Source organism: Paenibacillus ottowii, from assembly GCF_050516475.1.
In the GTDB taxonomy this organism is placed as follows: domain Bacteria; phylum Bacillota; class Bacilli; order Paenibacillales; family Paenibacillaceae; genus Paenibacillus; species Paenibacillus ottowii.
The window spans coordinates 2,903,041-2,920,191 of sequence record NZ_CP191577.1 but is presented as its reverse complement, the minus strand read 5'-3'; the positions used below and the strand labels follow the sequence as shown (position 1 = coordinate 2,920,191).

Genomic DNA, 17,151 nt, shown 5'->3' with positions numbered 1-17,151 from the left:
TATGAAAAGGGGTTCAACAGAAAATGTCTAAAATCAAAGTAATGACCATTTTCGGTGTGCGTCCGGAAGCGATTAAGATGGCTCCTCTTATCTTGGAGCTTCAGCGCCACCCGGAGCATATCGAGTCCGTGGTATGCGTTACAGCTCAACATCGCCAGATGCTTGATCAGGTTCTGGAGGTTTTTAATATTCACCCTGACTATGATCTGGATGTAATGAAGGATCGCCAGACCCTCAATGAAATCTCGATACGTGTACTTCAAGGTCTGGAGCCTGTATTGCGTGAGGCCAAACCTGATATTGTGTTGGTTCACGGCGACACGCTGACGACTTTCCTGGCCAGCTATGCGGCCTTTATGCAGCAAATTGAAGTAGGGCATGTGGAAGCAGGTCTGCGGACGTGGAACAAGCTTTCTCCATATCCTGAAGAAATGAATCGTCAGCTCACAGGCGTGTTGTCCGATTTGCATTTTTCACCTACTTCTTTATCGGCTGGGAATTTGCGGAAGGAAAATAAACCTGAATCGCGAATATATGTAACAGGCAATACAGTAACAGATGTCTTTCAGTATACAGTTCGCCAGGACTACGAGCACCCTGTACTGGACTGGGCACAGGGCAAACGCCTGATTCTCATGACAGCACATCGCCGGGAGTCCCAAGGGGAACCACATCGTCAAATTTTTAACGCAGTTAAGCGGATCGCAGATGAGTTTGAGGATATTGCGATTGTTTACCCAGTTCATCCGAGTCCGGCTGTGAAGGAACCTGCATTTGAGATTTTAGGCAACCATCCGCGCATTAAGCTGATTGATCCGCTGGATGTCGTGGATCTGCACAATTTTTATCCACACACGCATCTGATTCTTACGGATTCTGGTGGTCTTCAGGAAGAAGCACCTTCGTTCGGAGTACCTGTCCTGGTGCTGCGTGATACGACCGAAAGACCGGAAGGAATCGAAGCGGGTACCTTGGAATTGGTGGGTACGAGTGAAGAGAATGTGTACAATCGGACCAAGGCTCTTTTGACAGATGCTGCATTGTATGAGTCTATGAGTCAGGCAGCGAATCCTTACGGTGATGGACAGGCATCAGTAAGAATTGTCAATGCGATTCTTCACCATTACGGTGTTCAAACAGAACGTCCTGAAGAATTTCACACAATGTTCACAAAAGGTGTTCGTCCGTAATCATTAATCTTTATAAGGTAAGCATACAGTTAAACTGTACGGTTACCAAGGGATACAGCATTTTAAGATGCTTTGTCGACTGAATTTTATACTTTAGGGCGCTAAAATATCTCAATTGACAAAGCATCTTATATTTAAGTAAAATGGACTGGAATTGCAGGGGTGACATGAGAAAAGTGGTCAAACCTTCCAAGCAAAACAACAACCGAAAAAACACCGGAAACGCCTTTAAGGCTATAGGACTGGTGAGCGCAATCGGCATCGATTTGACGGTATGCACACTGGGTGGTTTCTATGTCGGAAAATGGCTCGATGCCAAACTTGGTGGCTCCGGAATTTGGATTGGCGTAAGCGTTCTCGCAGGCTTGGTTGTAGGCGCATTGAGTATTGCCCTTGTGATCGGAAAGGTATTGAGGGATAACCATGAATGAGATGACCCGTATGCAAAAAATGTTATGGATCGTAGCGCTTATGATTATGGCTCTGTGTTTCCTGGTCTCCGCTTTCATGCCCCAACATCGTGACATTGCTCACGGAATCATTCTGGGAACGGGAGTAAGCTGTCTAAATGTGCTATATATGGCCTACAAAATTCGACAGGTTGCGAATGCAGCCGCCGGTGAAGGTAAGAAGAGAGTGGTAGGCATTGGCTTTGGCGTTCGAATAGCGACCTCTATTTTGGCAGTGGTGCTGGCGATAGAATTTCCGGCCTACTTTCATGAGATCGCTGTAATGGCAAGCCTGGTGACTGGACAATTTCTTCTTTTAATTATAGGCATCATATTCGCGCTACAGGAAAAATGATGGCTCAACTGAGAAAGGGGTGAGAAAACATGTTGCATGAATCACCGATTATCGAATTGGGCGGGTTTAACATTGACTTGTCCGTCATTATTATGCTTTTTGTGACTTGCGCGATTGTATTTGGATTGGCATTTGCTGCAACACGCAATTTGTCCGTAGACAATCCGAGCAAGCTGCAAAATTTTATGGAATGGGTTGTAGAATTTGTTCAAGGACTGATTTCCAGCACAATGGATTTGAAAAAAGGGAAGCCATTCCTCTCCTTGGGGATGACGCTGATCATGTTCATTTTCGTGGGCAATATGCTGGGGTTACCTTTCGGGATTGTGACTGAATTCGATAATGTGCAAAGTGCCCAAGTATTTGGACATGAAATCATTCCAGTGAAAGAAGCACTAGAACAAGCACAGGCGTCTCACCCAGGCGAAGCTGCCCATGTAGGTATCAGCTGGTGGAAATCACCTACCGCAGATGCAGGGGTATCCATTGGACTGGCATTGATTATCTTTGTCCTGGTTCATTTCCTGGGGATCTTCCGTAATACGAAAGCTTACTTCAAGCATTACGTCCAGCCATTTCCGTTCTTTTTACCAATTAACTTAATTGAGCAGTTCTCAAAACTATTAACACATGGTATGCGTCTATTCGGTAATATTTTTGCCGGCGAAGTTTTGATTAGTGTTCTGTTGAAAATGACAGCACTTGGTGTAGGAGGTATGGTTGCTTCCGTATTGGGACTCGTAGTCTGGCAAGGATTTAGTATTTTTGTCGGCAGTATCCAAGCGTTTGTCTTCACGATTCTTACGTTTGTATATATTTCGCAGTCCATTGACACGCATGAAGAAGAGCATTAGACAAGGACGTTTTCCGGTTTTTAGTTAAGTTCAGGAGTACGCTTCGCGCTTAACTGCAAATACATGTACTATACAAATACACATCACTAAGGAGGATTTTTTAAAATGGGAGTTTGGGCATATATCGCAGCTGCAATCGCAGTAGGTTTGGGCGCTTTGGGCGCAGGTATTGGTAACGGTCTGATCGTAAGTAAAACAGTTGAAGGTATCGCTCGTCAGCCTGAAGCTAAAGCAACGTTGCAAACGGTAATGTTTATCGGTGTAGGTCTGGTCGAAGCCCTGCCAATCATCGGGGTCGTTCTGGCATTCATTTTCTACGCAGGTGCTTAATTGAATGGAAGCAAGGTTTGGCGGGGAAGGCACAGCCATCCGCGCCTTCTTTGTTCGTTTGAACAAGAAAGATCCAGAACCGACGTTCACCGGAAAGGAGTGACTTCAATTGAGTTTAAATTGGACAAGTATCGTTTTCACTATCATTGCATTTTTGATCTTGTACTGGTTACTGACGCGCTATGCATTTGGCCCTCTCTTTTCCGTTATGGAAAAACGGCGTCAACTCGTATTACAGCAAATGAATGAGGCGGCACAAACGCGTGAACAGGCTGCTGCTTATGTTGAAGAGCAAAAGCAGGCTCTCCAGCAAGCACGCAAGGAAGCCTACGATATTATAGAGCAGTCAAAACAAACAGGTAACAAGCAAGCGGAACAAATTATTATTCAGGCTAAAGACGAAGCTGTCCGCCTGAAAGACGAAGCTGTTCGTGAAATCACAAGCGAGCGTAATAAGGCAGTTGCCGAATTGCGCAGCGAAGTGGGTAAAGCTTCGGTACAAATTGCTTCCAAACTGATTCAAAAGGAAATTAAGGAAGACCAAGTCCAGGGAGAGCTTGTCGACCAATACCTTAAAGAGGTAGGAGGCAAAGCATGAGCCGAGATACGGTAGTTGCCAAACGGTATGCGAAAGCTTTGTATGAAGTAGCAGAGCAGGAACAGACCATTATGGAAACCGAACAGGAGCTACGTGCTTTTGTAGAAGCTGTATCGGGGGATGCTGAAATCCGTAAATTCATTAATTCTCCTAACATTACGGAAGCAGTCAAGCTTCAGATTCTGGCTAGCAATTTTGAAGGCAAGTTGTCTGCGTCGCTGATTAACACGATTAAGCTGTTGATTCAGCGCAGCAGAGCAGATTTGTTCGAATCTCTCCTGGCAGGATACCTTGAGATTCAGGAATACAAGCTGGGAATTGCCCATGCTAAGGTGTATTCGACTTATGCTTTAAGTGATCAGGAAAAAACAACGGTAGCCGAGGAATTCGGAGCCCGTGAACATAAAACAATCCGTGTGGAAAATATAGTGGACCCGAGTCTGCTGGGCGGATTGAAAGTGGTTATCGGCGATACACTGTACGACGGCAGTCTGGCCGGCAAGCTGGATCGTCTTGAGAAATCCTTTAACAGACGAGTATAGAAGATAGGGGTGAACACACTTGAGTATCAAACCTGAAGAAATCAGTTCATTGATTAAAAGTCAGATTGAACAATATAAAAATGATATCGAGGTCGTTGAAGTCGGCACTGTTGTTGAAGTCGGCGACGGTATTGCCCGCGTCTACGGACTGGAAAAAGTTATGGCCGGTGAATTGGTCGAATTCGACACTGGCGTATTGGGCTTGGCGCTCAACGTGGAAGAAAGCAATGTTGGTGTTGTTATTTTGGGTCAATTCTCCGACATTCGTGAAGGTGGCCAAGTAAAACGTACAGGTCAGATCATGCAAGTCCCTGTAGGCGAAGCAATGATCGGACGTGTAGTTAACCCGCTGGGACAGCCAGTAGACGGTAAAGGACCGATTGCTACAACAGAATTCCGTCCGGTTGAAAGTCAGGCTCCAGGCGTTATGGCCCGTAAATCGGTACATGAGCCTATGCAGACAGGGATTAAAGCTATTGATGCGATGGTTCCGATTGGTCGTGGTCAACGTGAGTTGATTATCGGTGACCGTCAAACGGGTAAAACTTCTATCGCAATCGATGCAATTTTGAACCAAAAAGGCAACGGCATGAAATGTATTTATGTCGCTATTGGTCAAAAACAATCCACGGTTGCTCAAGTTGTTGAAACATTGCGTCGTCATGGTGCGTTGGAATACACGATTGTCGTTACGGCATCTGCTTCCGAACCATCACCATTGCTGTACATTGCTCCTTACTCTGGCTGTGCCATGGGTGAGTACTTTATGTACAAAGGCGAGCATGTCCTGGTTGTTTATGATGACTTGACTAAACAAGCGTCCGCTTACCGGGAACTGTCCCTGTTGCTGCGCCGTCCACCGGGTCGTGAAGCATATCCAGGTGACGTTTTCTATCTGCACTCTCGTTTGCTGGAACGTGCAGCGAAGCTGAATGATGACCTGGGGGGCGGATCACTTACCGCACTGCCGTTCATCGAGACACAGGCTTCTGACGTTTCTGCTTATATTCCAACTAACGTTATTTCCATTACAGATGGACAGATCTTCCTGGAAGCTGACTTGTTCTATGCAGGGCAACGTCCAGCGATCAACGTAGGTATTTCCGTATCTCGTGTAGGTGGCTCCGCTCAGATTAAAGCGATGAAAAAGGTTGCAGGTTCCCTGCGTCTGGATCTTGCTCAATATCGTGAGCTTCAAGCGTTCTCCCAATTCGGGTCCGACTTGGATAAATCCACTAAAGCCCGTCTGGATCGCGGCGCACGCATGATGGAAATTTTGAAACAAGGTGTTCACCAACCGCTTGCTGTAGAGCAACAAGTAGTGAGCTTGTATACTGCTGTAAAAGGCTTCCTTGATGATATTCCTGTATCGGATGTAAAACGTTTTGAAAAAGACTTCCTGTCTTTCATGGAGTCCGATCACCAAGATATACTTCAATCTATCCGCGACACGAAAGACTTGGTTGCTGATAATGAAGCAGCTTTGAAGGCAGCTATCGAAAAATTCAAGAAATCATTCGCCACGTCGGTGTAATATATTGGAATTTGCCTGTTTATGATGAAAGGTGTCTAAGGAAGCGTACCCTCTGGGTTGTGGCTTCCTTGGCATGTTTTACTCTCAATAACAGGCCCTTTAACATATGTGCGGCTGGATTTTAATCTTATGAAGTTAGCTTTGGCTTGGCCAAAGCTTGAAGGTGGTGAAATCATGGCAAAAGGTATGCGCGACATTAAACGTCAGATTAAAAGTGTGCAGAGTTCGAAGCAGATCACGAAAGCGATGGAAATGGTCGCTGCCTCCAAACTGAGAAGAGCTCAAGAAAAAGCAGAGTCGGCTCGACCTTACTCGGAAAAGCTCAAAGAAGTTGTGAGTAGTATTGCCTCTGGAGCGAATAACATCAAGCATCCAATGCTGGAGAGTCGTCCAGTTAAAAAGACGGCTTATCTCATCATTACATCTGATCGTGGTCTGGCTGGTGGCTATAACGCCAATATTTTGCGACAGGTTACGCAGACGATTGCTGAGCGTCACCGTTCACAGGATGAATTTGTAATCTTCATCATTGGGCGAAAAGGACGGGATTATTTCAGACGTCGTGAATTCCCTATCGCTGGGTCGGTAACCGATCTGTCCGATACACCTGCATTTGCAGATATCAAAACGATTGCTAGCAAGGCCGTACAAGGCTTTGAACTTAAAGAATTTGATGAGCTTTATCTATGCTATAACCGCTTTGTCAACGCATTGACTCAAATTCCCACAATTGATCGCTTGTTGCCGATGGAAACACCAGATTCGGCTACAGCTTCATCCTCAATTAACTATGAGTATGAACCTTCACCAGAGGGAGTACTAGAAGCATTGCTGCCGCGTTATGCGGAAACGCTCATTTACGGCGCTTTGCTGGATGGTAAAGCAAGTGAGCTGGGAGCAAAAATGACGGCGATGGGAGCTGCTACGAAGAATGCTACCAAGTTGATTGGAGAGCTTTCCTTGACCTATAACCGTGCTCGTCAAGCGGCTATTACCCAGGAAATTACGGAAATTGTCGCAGGGGCTAACGCTCAGTCTTAATACGACTGACTTGCGACTGTTTGATAACAGGGTCTACACTATTATGATAAACTGCGGCGCAAAACAAATCAGAATGGTTCAGATTTGCGGCTGTGCAAGCTTGTAGGAGGGAAACCAAAAGATGAACAAAGGACGCGTAGTGAGCATCATGGGTCCGGTTGTCGACGTTGAGTTTGAACGTGGACAGCTTCCGGAGATTCTGAATGCTATTCATATTGAGACTGTGCTGGAGAGCGGAGTCAAAATTGATCTGACGCTCGAAGCTTCAAAACATCTAGGTGACAACCGTGTGCGTTGTATTGCCATGTCTTCCACAGATGGTTTGGTTCGTGGAGCTGAAGCAATAGATCTGGGAGCGCCTATCTCGGTACCTGTCGGCGAAGCTACTCTTGGACGTGTATTTAACGTGCTTGGAACGCCAATTGATAATGGTGCTGATATGGGTGAAGCAACAAGAAATCCGATTCACCGTCAAGCGCCTACTTTCGAAGAACTGACAACTCAGGCAGAGATGCTTGAAACGGGTATTAAAGTTATCGACTTGCTGGCTCCTTATGCCAAGGGTGGTAAAGTCGGATTGTTTGGTGGTGCGGGTGTAGGTAAAACCGTAACCATTCAAGAGTTGATTAACAATATCGCTCAGGAACATGGTGGTATTTCTGTATTTGCGGGTGTAGGTGAACGTACACGCGAAGGAAATGACTTGTATCATGAAATGAGAGATTCCGGCGTTATTAACAAAACAGCGATGGTGTTTGGACAAATGAACGAGCCTCCAGGTGCGCGTTTGCGTGTTGCCCTCACAGGTCTGACAATGGCGGAATATTTCCGTGACCAAGAAGGCCGTGACGTGTTGCTCTTTATTGATAACATTTTCCGCTTCACCCAAGCAGGCTCTGAGGTTTCTGCCCTATTGGGACGTATGCCTTCCGCAGTAGGTTACCAGCCAACGCTTGCAACGGAGATGGGTCAACTGCAAGAACGGATTACTTCTACTAAAAAAGGTTCGGTTACTTCCATTCAGGCAATCTACGTGCCTGCGGATGACTACACTGACCCGGCTCCTGCTACGACGTTTGCCCATTTGGATGCTACAACGAACCTGGAACGTAAAATTTCCGAAATGGGTATTTACCCGGCGGTTGATCCACTCGCATCCAGCTCCCGTATTTTGTCGCCAGACGTTGTGGGTGAAGAGCATTACAATGTAGCACAAGGGGTAAAACAAATTTTGGCCCGCTATAATGAGCTTCAGGATATTATTGCGATCCTGGGTATGGATGAGTTGAGTGAAGAAGATAAAATGCTGGTAGCACGTGCTCGTAAAATCCAGCGGTTCCTTTCACAACCTTTCCACGTTGCCGAAGCATTTAACGGCTTCCCAGGTAAATATGTACCGGTTAAAGAAACGGTGCGCAGCTTCAAAGAAATTTTGGAAGGCAAGCATGACAACCTTCCAGAAGCGGCTTTCCTTTTTGTAGGGGCCATTGAAGAAGCAGTGGAAAAAGCTAAAACGTTGTAAACATATAGGCAGAGAATAGCCGAGCCTTACGAAGTGAGCTGTCTGTGGACAGCTTCCAGGAGGGATTCAAGTGAGCACGTATTTACTAGAGATAGTGACGCCGGAGCGCCTGGTCTATACGGAGCAGGTAAACAGCATCAGTGTTCGCGGCTCGGAAGGCGATCTTGGGATTTTACCAGGACATCTTCCCTTGGTCACTCCCTTGAAGATTGCACCGGTACGTATTAAAATCGGTGGTCAAACCGAAGTGATTGCGGTCAATGGGGGCTTTATTGAAGTCCGCAAAGATAAAGTGGTCATTTTGGCTGAAAGTGCGGAACGTTCCGAGGATATTGATGTGGAACGGGCTCGTGCGGCAAGGGAGCGGGCAGAACTGCGGCTCCAGAGTAAGCAGGATCAAATAGACCATCATCGGGCAGAAGTCGCTCTGCAACGGGCGCTTAACCGATTGAATGCTATTAGTATCAGAACCAATAAGAATTAATATTGGATTTTGAGTGGAATTTTAAAAGGGTTCGGCATAGTATACGGATGGAATGACAAAGAGACCACTTCATAACTTCTGCCCAAGAAGGCTTACAGAAGGTGAGTGATATCTTTGCTTCCTTCGATCACTGTGATCGAGCCCTTTTTTAGTTATATTTTCCAAATGTATAGTCCTATTTCTTGTTTGATAGCTAGGTATTTAGTACCTTTTAAATTCACAAAACAGAAGTGATTATTCACATTTTGTCGAAATAAATATGCTAAGGATAGAAATAGCACTAGCATATTAGGCGCTTGCCGAGTATTATAAAGAAGTCTGTGACGCAGATGGGAGGAATTACGAATGAACGGGAAGCAGCAGTTGGCTGAACAGTTAAGTCAATCGGCGAGTATGACCGCGCTGATCTCTATGATCGTATCGCTCATCTGTATAGCGTTAGCTTGGTGGGCTTTGCAAAGCTTAAAGCTGGATTTACTAATCCGGCAACCCAAAGGACCGCAGGGCAGATTGCTGCACTTGTTTCTTGCTATTATTTTGGGACAGCTGGTTTCTGGTTTCTTGTTGAACTACATCTCTTGGAGCCAGATGCTGTAGAATTTGTTTTAACATGAAGTAGGCGGGTTATATGATTTTATGACTCTGTATGTGCAGGAATTGTCGAATAACATCATGCCATATTGTTAACAATGGTAAACAAAAGCACTGTATATGTATAACAGGGGAATCCGTTAGATCGCATGTGGACGTCAAGTGTAAAAAACGCTTGTATACTTGTTTTAATCAGTGGTATGATGGCAGTTAGGGTATTAGTAAAATCTTGTTTTTTTATGTAATGAAAAAGCAAGGCATGAAAATAGCGGAATATGTTCTTTTTTTCCAGAATGGAAAAGGGAAATGACGCGCGGAGGGAACCATAGATGAGCAAATTTATCGTCCGCGGTGGCAACAGATTGACCGGGAGTGTCAAAGTCAGCGGAGCCAAAAACTCAGTTCTGCCGATCATCGCCGCTTCTCTGTTAGGAGAAGAAGGGGAAAGTGTTATTATGGATGCACCTCCTCTAGACGATGTGATGACCATTAACAAAGTGCTGGAGTCCTTAGGAGCAGGCGTTACATACCAAGACGAGGTCATTCGTGTTGACGCGCGGAAGATAATCTCCTGTGAAGCCCCTTACGAGTGGGTTAGGAAAATGCGCGCATCATTTTTGGTTATGGGGCCATTGCTTACTCGTTTGGGACGTACAAGAATCTCGCTTCCAGGCGGATGCGCAATTGGAACAAGACCTATTGATCAGCATTTAAAGGGGTTTGAAGCGTTGGGCGCCGAGATAAGCTTGGGCCAGGGTTTTATTGAAGCTAAAAGTAACGGTCGTCTGCGCGGAGCTAAGGTTTATTTGGATGTAGCCAGCGTAGGAGCAACCGAGAATATTATGATGGCCGCTACTCTTGCTGAGGGTGTAACTACCATTGAGAATGCTGCTAAGGAGCCTGAGATCGTTGATCTCGCCAACTTCCTGAATGGCATGGGAGCCAAAGTACGCGGTGCAGGCACAGGCGTCATTCGTATAGAAGGCGTTGAGAAGCTGCATGGTGTAAAACATACGGTCATTCCCGACCGGGTAGAAGCAGGTACTTATATGGTTGCTGCTGCGATCACAGGCGGGAACGTATATGTAGAAGGCGCAATATCCGATCATTTGGGACCGGTTATATCCAAGATGGAAGAAATGGGTGTAACAATCCAACCTGATGAAAATGGTATTCGTGTCATTGCGGATAAACCGTTGAAGGCCGTTGATGTTAAAACGCTGCCTTATCCTGGGTTTCCAACCGATATGCAGTCTCAGATGATGGCACTTCAACTTGCCGCTGAAGGAACGAGCATCATTACAGAAACCGTGTTTGAAAATCGTTTCATGCATGTAGATGAATTTCATCTTATGAATGCGGAGATTAAGGTTGAAGGTCGTACGGCGATTGTAACTGGCAATGCTAAGTTGACGGGTGCAAAAGTAACCTCGACAGATTTACGTGCAGGTGCTGCGTTAATTCTGACCGGACTTATTGCGGAAGGTACAACGGAGGTATCCGGCGTCCATCACATCGACCGTGGATACGTGCATTTGGCTGAGAAACTGACTGGATTGGGAGCTGACATTTACAGAGTGACTGTAGATGAATCCAAACTGGATCATTCGGCCAGCACAGAGCGTGTTGTACCAGAAGAAACATCGGGGAATCTGTTCAAGAAGATTCAGCCTTCCCTCGCCTAAGCTTTAACTTATTGCATAGTTATAAACTTGAGCAATTAGAACCAAGTCCGAAAGGGCTTGGTTTTTTTGTGTTTTTGCTGCCTGTCTTTTTCATTCTTTCAGTTCTCTTAAAACGGTTCTATCAAAGTGGACGACCTCATATGATTGAAAATATCTGCTGGAGTATCTCTGTACTTTCAGCCGGACACTTAGCCCTTTGATGGAGGTTTCAGCCTATGAAAGATTCACAGGTTCGCATCCGTATACCAATTCATCATCCTAAGAAACATCGCCAAGCCCCATTTGCGGAGGAAAACCGTGGCTCTATAGCAACTTCATTGCAGAAAAATATGCTTATGCAGCAGCCAGACACGTCAGGTGCATTACCGACTTGCGTCAAGACGCATCGGCGTACTACAGCGGTGCCTCCCTGTGTAGAAACTGGCGGCGCGGTGCCTCCCGCCGCAAAAACAGCGCCCAGTAAAACTTGGGACGCAAGCAAGCCGCAGGGACCGCAGCCACACCTGCGACCTGCAGCCGAGCGAGCCCCACGCTGGGGCAGCCGCCGCCCATGGCTGCCCTTTGCCGCCATGGCAGGGGTGCTGGTGCTTGCCATAGCGGTGCCCGCACTAATGGCATGGCCTCGCCAGGCAGCTCAGCCCTTGCCGTCTGGGAGCCGCACAGCCGCACCCGCGCAGCATAATACGGCGGCAAAGAGCGAGGCGCCCGTTACGCGCCTGCCGGGCGTCCCGCCGATGCCGGCAGTACCCGCTGCTCCAGCGCGCAGCGCGCCGGTTGCGGCAGAGCCGGAGGTGCGGGTGTATGTCACGTCTACTGGTCGGACGGAGTCACTGCCTTTGGAGCAATACATTGTCGGTGTAGTAGCAGCCGAAATGCCTCCCAGCTTTGAGGAAGAAGCGCTAAAAGCACAGGCCATTGCTGCACGTACCTTCATTACCCGGCGTTTGTTGGCTGATGACACCAGCGGCGCCCCGGCGGGGGCAGATGTGACAGATACCGTCAAACATCAAGCTTACATTTCCAAAGCTAAGCTTGCTAGAGAATGGGAGCATTCTGGTAAATCAGCGGATCTGGCAAAAATTCGCCAGGCTGTACGCGACACCAAGGATACCATCATGGTATATGAGGGGAAACCCATTACTGCTTCTTTTTTTTCTACCAGCAATGGTTACACCGAAAATTCAGAGGATGTTTGGGCGAAGGCAGTGCCCTATTTACGAAGTGTGTCCAGTCCATGGGACAAGCAGCTGGCCCCTCGTTTTGCAGAAACCGTTACATTGAGCCGTCAGAGTGTGTTCGATAGATTGGGATTGAGTCTTGCTGCGGTCACTGCTTCTACTGGAGGGGGAAGTATGCCAGAGATTCGTATCCTCTCCAAGACAGAAGGTCATCGCATCAAGAATATTGAGGTAGGAGGCATGGTCTTTACGGGACCGGAGATTCGGAACAAACTAGGATTACGGTCGGCTGAATTTACATGGAAGACCGAAGGGAATCGGATTGCTATAACAACCTATGGCTATGGTCATGGCGTCGGTATGAGCCAGTGGGGAGCCAATGGAATGGCCAAGGAAGGTCATACAGCCACTCAGATTCTCCTTCACTATTATACTGGTATATCTTTTGCGAATGCCTCTCGTATTCTAAGTTAGTAAATTTTTCGTAACTTTGAAGTATAAAAGAGTTGCGCCCGGTAACACTGGTTACTGAGGTGATGAGCAAATGAGTGAACAAAATAAAAACCAGAACCAAAATCATGAAGACACACCCAAAACCTTTCCGGGTGGAAGAGCTTCACGGCCGTCTTCGTGGAAAAAGCTGTTGTCCAAAAGGTGGGCATACCCGGCAGCCTACATTGCCGCAGCAGCCATTATACTAACCTTAGTGTGGGTCTATCAGGATGCTAGCCAGAAGTCTTTCAAACCTGACCCAGCTAGTCCATCGGTACAAAGCACAAGCGCTGTCAGTACTGATGTTAGCGAACAACAACCAGAAAGTGTGGAAGTTGTTGCTCAGTCGGAAAATATCGCATGGCCGGTGGCAGATGCGAGTGCAGTGAAAGTCGTAAAGCCTTTCTTTGACGAAAAAGCGACAGCTGATGAGCAAGCGGCAGCTATGGTAGAGTACGATAAAACATTTACCGCCAACACCGGAATCGACCTTTCTCGGTCCGACGATCAGGCATTTGAAGTGAGAGCCGCCCTGAGTGGAAAAGTATCCCGTGTGGAAAAACATCCGCTGGTAGGTAATGTCGTAGAAATCACGCATGATAATAATCTCAAAACAGTATACCAAAGCTTGAGCGATCTGAAAGTAAAAGAAGGCGATCAAGTGAAACAAAATGATGTGATTGCTTCAGCAGGTCGCAATGAGCTTGAAAAGGATTTGAAAACACATCTGCATTTTGAAGTGTATCAGGATGACAAGCCAGTGAATCCAACAGGTCTGCTTCCTAAAAAATAAATTAGGCCATAGCTTTGCATGTTAAGCGGGGAATTCATATTCCCTGCTTTTTCTTGTGCAGTTTTAGCGCGTAGCGTAAACATAAGCTGCTGTTGCCAAATAAATAGGCCTTCCGAAGCATGTCTTCCCGCCAAACCGCGAATATATAGGCACGCTCCTCATATAATGTACCAAACTATCCACAGTAGGGAGGCGGGAGCGTGCACGATTACATCAAGGAACGGACCATCAAAATCGGTCGCTGTATCGTGGAAACAAGGAATACGGTCCGTACGATTGCCAAGGAATTTGGTGTCTCCAAGAGCACGGTGCATAAAGATCTGACCGAACGGCTGCCTGAAATTAACCCGGATCTTGCCGATCAGGTGAAGCACATTCTCGAATACCATAAATCCATCCGCCATCTGCGGGGGGGTGAAGCGACGAAAATTAAGTACAAAAAAACGAGTGGGAAAAGAAGGGGAATTCTTGTTTCCGGCAAGTCCTAAAAATATATAGTGAATTGGCTGGCAAAGCCATTGAATCAACCCCCTGAAGTATGATATGTTAAAAGATGGTACAAGACGAAAAATGACATGTAACCGTAGGTTTATACATATATTTGCCGCTTCTTGTCGAATCTTAGCTTTTTAAAATATCACTTTGGGGGCCTTTTTAATATGTTCAGTAATGATATTGGTATCGACCTCGGTACGGCCAACGTGCTTATCCACGTCAAAGGTAAGGGAGTTGTTCTTGACGAACCTTCCGTTGTTGCGATAGAAAGCGATACAAAAAAAGTTCTGGCTGTCGGAGAGGAAGCGCGCCGTATGGTAGGACGTACTCCTGGTAATATCATAGCCATCCGCCCATTGCGTGATGGTGTCATCGCCGATTTTGAAGTCACGGAAGCGATGTTAAAATATTTTATTAATCGGGTAGGGGGAAAAAGCTGGTACAGCCACCCTCGTATTTTGATTTGTGCGCCGACGAACATTACCTCAGTGGAGCAAAAAGCGATTCGTGAAGCGGCGGAGCGTAGCGGGGCGAAAGAAGTATTTTTGGAGGAAGAGCCAAAGGCGGCTGCCATCGGGGCAGGAATGGATATCTTTGAGCCTAGCGGCAACATGGTCGTAGATATTGGTGGCGGAACAACAGACGTTGCAGTCCTTTCTATGGGTGATGTTGTAACAGCTTCTTCCATTAAAATGGCGGGGGACAAATTCGATACAGCCATCATGAAATATGTAAAAACGAAGTACAAACTTCTCATCGGGGAACGTACGGCTGAAGATATCAAAATTGCTATCGGAACTGTACATCCAAGCGGACGACATGCTGAGATGGACATCCGTGGACGGGATATGGTATCCGGATTGCCCAAAACGTTAAGCATTTCTGCGGAAGAAGTACAGGATGCACTAAGAGATCCCGTGTCAGCAATTGTTGCTGCAGCTAAGTTTGTACTGGAGCAGACCCCACCGGAACTATCTGCTGATATTATTGACCGTGGAGTTATTTTGACCGGCGGTGGTGCGCTGCTTAGCGGTTTGGACGAGCTGCTTGCTGAAGAATTGCGTGTTCCAGTACTCGTTGCCGAAGATCCCATGCATTGTGTTGTTAAAGGTACAGGAATTATGCTGGATAATTTGGATCATGTGGTTAAGAAAAAGTTCTAATCTGCCGATAGTGACTATAAGAGACTCGTGTGCTATCAGGCAGGCTGCCTAGCGTTTTGGCTTTAGTGCCTCCATGCGAGCATATAATTGATGAGCAGAGTATAGGATTGGGGTGCACGATACATGTTGAGAGGTTTATATACTGCGGCCGCCGGAATGATGACACAACAGCGACGTCATGACACCGTAACGCAAAATATTGCTAATATGAATACCACGGGATACAAGCAGGAGAACAGCGTTCAGCGCTCATTCCCCGAAATGCTTATCTCCATGACGGGGGGAAACCCTGATAACCCGGACCGGACGGTCGGCAAGCTCAATACTGGCGTTTTTGCTGAGGAAAGCCTCTCCCCTTACATTCAGGGAGCGTTGAAGGATAGTGGACAAACTACAGATTTTGCGATACAGTCCAATATTAATGTGAACGACCCGGCGACTGGTCGACCTATGGCTTTTGATCAGGCGGGGAAATTCATCAATGCTAACGGTGAAGTCACCTATCGTCCAGAAGCGTTTTTTACGGTACGGGACAGTAATGGTAATGTCCGCTATACACGTGATGGACATTTTCAAGTAAGTGGAACGGGAGCTTTGCTTTCGTCGACTGGTTCAGCAGTGCTGGATACGAATGGAAACCCAATTCAATTGACGGGATCTGTCTCAGCGCTTAAAGTAAATGAACGGGGTCAATTGGTGGACAGCCAATCCAACCAGCCGCTCGGAACGACACTTGGAATTAGTGTTATTGATCGACCATACCAGCTCGTTCGTGAGGGCAACGGCAATTTTCGCTTGAATGATACGGATGGTGCTACGGCCAGAATGATGACCGCTAATGATACGGTATCGGTTCGTCAGGGCTATCTGGAAGTATCGAATGTAGATGCTGCTCAGTCGATGGTGGATATGATGGCTGCGTTAAGAGCGTATGAAGCAAATCAGAAGGTTATTCAATTTTATGATAAAAGCTTGGACAAGGCCGTTAACGAAGTAGGCCGTGTATAACAGGGGGTAAGTGATGAACAACTCCATGATTGGCGCAATGGTGTCTATGGCCAGTGTGCAGCAGCGTTTGGATTTAATTGCCGATAATATCGCCAATGTCAATACGGTTGGTTATAAGAGCAAACAGGGTTCCTTTGAAGATGTATTGGCTAATGTGAAGCAACAGCCTTCAACGTATCTCCAAAATGGACGGGCGATGCCGCTCGGCTATAATTTGGGCTACGGAGTCAAAACAACCGCAGTTATGAAAAATATGGAGCAAGGTCCGCTCAAGGAAACGGGGCTTCCTACCGACTTGGCCATTCAGGGAAATGCTTTGTTTGAAGTTCAGGGGAATGGGCAAAAAGCTTGGACGCGTGCAGGCAGCTTTCATTTTGTTCCTGATCCGAACGATAATGAGACGATGATGTTGACCACTGCTGAGGGTTACGCTGTGTTAGATAATAACGATGTACCTGTGACCGCGCCAGCGGGTTCCAAAGTAGCTATTACCTCCGATGGCGAATTGCTGATTCGGGCTAATGGAACTGGCGCCCCGACAGCTGGCCAGCGAATTAAGCTAATGGATGTACAGCGTCCAGAAGGGTTACAGCAGCGGGATGATAACCTGTTCGTGTTAGCGAATGGCGTGACTGAAGCCGATGTATTCGGAGCAGCAGGTGTGGCAGGTACTGTTCCAGCGGACGTTACTGTGCGTTCCGGTTATCTTGAGGAGTCTAACGTGGATTTAGCGGGCGAAATGACGGATATGATGCAAGTCCAGCGGATGTATCAAATGGCGGCACGGGCATTAACCTCTAGCGACACGATGATGAACCTGGCCAACAATTTGAGGGCATAAGGATTT

19 protein-coding genes are annotated in these 17,151 nt (G+C 46.8%); all 19 read left to right on the top strand.

Annotation, left to right across the window (positions count from 1 at the left end; translation table 11 throughout):
• Positions 1–23 precede the first annotated feature (23 nt).
• The 19 genes from wecB to ACQQ6X_RS13425 all read left to right on the top strand — a co-directional run bounded on the left by wecB (position 24) and on the right by ACQQ6X_RS13425 (position 17,145).
• A complete protein-coding gene (gene wecB, locus ACQQ6X_RS13515) occupies positions 24–1,190 on the top strand; it encodes a non-hydrolyzing UDP-N-acetylglucosamine 2-epimerase (RefSeq protein WP_063213859.1) in 1,167 nt (388 codons plus the stop codon).
• A gap of 167 nt (positions 1,191–1,357) precedes the next feature.
• Positions 1,358–1,621 (top strand): AtpZ/AtpI family protein, encoded by a 264-nt coding sequence (locus ACQQ6X_RS13510; protein ID WP_305165747.1) that lies wholly within the window; start codon positions 1,358–1,360, stop codon positions 1,619–1,621.
• Positions 1,614–1,994, top strand: coding sequence for an ATP synthase subunit I (locus ACQQ6X_RS13505; protein WP_326401099.1), 381 nt, complete (start codon positions 1,614–1,616; stop codon positions 1,992–1,994). Before ACQQ6X_RS13510 ends, ACQQ6X_RS13505 begins: the two co-directional genes overlap by 8 nt.
• Before the next feature lie 29 nt (positions 1,995–2,023).
• Complete coding sequence (atpB, locus tag ACQQ6X_RS13500; protein WP_305165745.1) at positions 2,024–2,848, top strand: F0F1 ATP synthase subunit A; 825 nt, start codon at positions 2,024–2,026, stop codon at positions 2,846–2,848.
• 105 nt (positions 2,849–2,953) lie between these two features.
• Positions 2,954–3,178 carry a F0F1 ATP synthase subunit C gene (atpE, locus tag ACQQ6X_RS13495; protein WP_007432750.1) on the top strand — a complete coding sequence of 75 codons (225 nt, stop codon included), beginning with the start codon at positions 2,954–2,956 and terminating at the stop codon, positions 3,176–3,178.
• A gap of 109 nt (positions 3,179–3,287) precedes the next feature.
• Positions 3,288–3,776 carry a F0F1 ATP synthase subunit B gene (atpF, locus tag ACQQ6X_RS13490; protein ID WP_063213863.1) on the top strand — a complete coding sequence of 163 codons (489 nt, stop codon included), beginning with the start codon at positions 3,288–3,290 and terminating at the stop codon, positions 3,774–3,776.
• On the top strand, positions 3,773–4,318 hold the full coding sequence (locus tag ACQQ6X_RS13485) for a F0F1 ATP synthase subunit delta (protein ID WP_305165744.1): 546 nt from the start codon (positions 3,773–3,775) through the stop codon (positions 4,316–4,318). Before atpF ends, ACQQ6X_RS13485 begins: the two co-directional genes overlap by 4 nt.
• A gap of 19 nt (positions 4,319–4,337) precedes the next feature.
• Complete coding sequence (gene atpA, locus ACQQ6X_RS13480) at positions 4,338–5,852, top strand: F0F1 ATP synthase subunit alpha (RefSeq protein WP_305165743.1); 1,515 nt, start codon at positions 4,338–4,340, stop codon at positions 5,850–5,852.
• Positions 5,853–6,026: 174 nt separating this feature from the next.
• Entirely contained in the window at positions 6,027–6,893 is an 867-nt protein-coding gene (gene atpG, locus ACQQ6X_RS13475; RefSeq protein WP_305165742.1) for an ATP synthase F1 subunit gamma, read from the top strand.
• 121 nt (positions 6,894–7,014) lie between these two features.
• Positions 7,015–8,415, top strand: coding sequence for a F0F1 ATP synthase subunit beta (gene atpD, locus ACQQ6X_RS13470; protein WP_149034534.1), 1,401 nt, complete (start codon positions 7,015–7,017; stop codon positions 8,413–8,415).
• A 70-nt stretch (positions 8,416–8,485) separates the two neighbouring features.
• Positions 8,486–8,899 carry a F0F1 ATP synthase subunit epsilon gene (locus ACQQ6X_RS13465; protein WP_149034533.1) on the top strand — a complete coding sequence of 138 codons (414 nt, stop codon included), beginning with the start codon at positions 8,486–8,488 and terminating at the stop codon, positions 8,897–8,899.
• Between the two features lie 345 nt (positions 8,900–9,244).
• Entirely contained in the window at positions 9,245–9,496 is a 252-nt protein-coding gene (locus tag ACQQ6X_RS13460; RefSeq protein WP_149034532.1) for a DUF1146 family protein, read from the top strand.
• 323 nt (positions 9,497–9,819) lie between these two features.
• On the top strand, positions 9,820–11,175 hold the full coding sequence (gene murA / locus ACQQ6X_RS13455) for a UDP-N-acetylglucosamine 1-carboxyvinyltransferase (RefSeq protein WP_149034531.1): 1,356 nt from the start codon (positions 9,820–9,822) through the stop codon (positions 11,173–11,175).
• A gap of 215 nt (positions 11,176–11,390) precedes the next feature.
• On the top strand, positions 11,391–12,827 hold the full coding sequence (gene spoIID / locus ACQQ6X_RS13450; protein ID WP_305165741.1) for a stage II sporulation protein D: 1,437 nt from the start codon (positions 11,391–11,393) through the stop codon (positions 12,825–12,827).
• A gap of 70 nt (positions 12,828–12,897) precedes the next feature.
• Positions 12,898–13,638, top strand: a complete 741-nt coding sequence (locus tag ACQQ6X_RS13445; RefSeq protein WP_305165740.1) for a M23 family metallopeptidase — start codon at positions 12,898–12,900, stop codon at positions 13,636–13,638.
• A gap of 200 nt (positions 13,639–13,838) precedes the next feature.
• Positions 13,839–14,126: a sporulation transcriptional regulator SpoIIID gene (gene spoIIID / locus ACQQ6X_RS13440; RefSeq protein WP_013373425.1), complete on the top strand. Its 288-nt coding sequence runs from the start codon at positions 13,839–13,841 to the stop codon at positions 14,124–14,126.
• 171 nt (positions 14,127–14,297) lie between these two features.
• A complete protein-coding gene (locus ACQQ6X_RS13435) occupies positions 14,298–15,296 on the top strand; it encodes a rod shape-determining protein (RefSeq protein ID WP_063213873.1) in 999 nt (332 codons plus the stop codon).
• Between the two features lie 123 nt (positions 15,297–15,419).
• Positions 15,420–16,304, top strand: a complete 885-nt coding sequence (locus tag ACQQ6X_RS13430; RefSeq protein WP_149034528.1) for a flagellar hook-basal body protein — start codon at positions 15,420–15,422, stop codon at positions 16,302–16,304.
• A 13-nt stretch (positions 16,305–16,317) separates the two neighbouring features.
• On the top strand, positions 16,318–17,145 hold the full coding sequence (locus ACQQ6X_RS13425) for a flagellar hook-basal body protein (RefSeq protein ID WP_305165739.1): 828 nt from the start codon (positions 16,318–16,320) through the stop codon (positions 17,143–17,145).
• The last annotated feature ends 6 nt before the right edge of the window (positions 17,146–17,151 follow it).